We start from the raw sequence: 853 nt of genomic DNA, 5'->3' as shown, positions 1-853 counted from the left end.
TGGCCTATGTGCTGTACACCTCCGGTTCCACTGGCACGCCCAAAGGCGTGATGAACGAGCACTTGGGCGTGGTCAACCGCCTGCTTTGGGCCCGTGACGCCTATAAAGTGAACAGTCAGGATCGCGTGCTGCAAAAGACCCCGTTCGGCTTCGACGTGTCGGTCTGGGAGTTTTTCCTGCCGCTGCTGGCCGGTGCCGAACTGGTCATGGCGCGTCCCGGAGGCCATCAGGACTCAGGTCATGAGTGACGCGGGCATTACCCTGCTGCACTTTGTGCCCTCGATGCTCGACGTGTTTCTGGAGCACCGCTCAACCCGCGACTTCCCGCAACTGCGCCGCGTACTGTGCAGCGGCGAGGCTTTACCTCGCGCGTTGCAGCGCCGCTTCGAGCAACAGCTCAAGGGTGTTGAACTGCACNGTTGAACTGCACAACCTGTATGGCCCGACCGAAGCGGCCATCGACGTTACCGCCTGGGAATGCCGTCCGACGGATCCTGGTGACAGCGTGCCCATCGGCCGTCCGATTGCCAATATTCAAATGCACGTACTGGATGCCCTGGGCCAGCTGCAACCGCTGGGCGTGGCCGGTGAGCTGCACATTGGCGGCATCGGCGTAGCGCGGGGTTACTTGAACCAGCCGCAGCTGAGTGCCGAGCGTTTCATCGCCGACCCGTTTTCCAACGACCCGCAGGCCCGCCTGTACAAAACCGGCGACGTGGGCCGCTGGCTGACCAACGGCGCGCTGGAATACCTGGGCCGTAATGACTTCCAGGTGAAGATCCGCGGCTTGCGTATCGAGATCGGCGAAATCGAGGCCGCTCTGGCCAAACACCCTGCGGTCCACGAAGCGGTG

1 pseudogene is annotated in these 853 nt (G+C 62.7%); it reads left to right on the top strand.

Going from position 1 to position 853, the window contains the following annotated elements:
- Positions 1-853 (top strand): annotated as a pseudogene (locus AO068_RS26085) (amino acid adenylation domain-containing protein); the annotation flags it as partial.

It is taken from the genome of Pseudomonas sp. ICMP 3272 (genome assembly GCF_001466905.1).
GTDB classification, from domain to species: domain Bacteria; phylum Pseudomonadota; class Gammaproteobacteria; order Pseudomonadales; family Pseudomonadaceae; genus Aquipseudomonas; species Aquipseudomonas amygdali.
The sequence above is the reverse complement of the archived record's forward strand: the minus strand, read 5'-3'. Positions and strand labels throughout refer to the sequence as shown.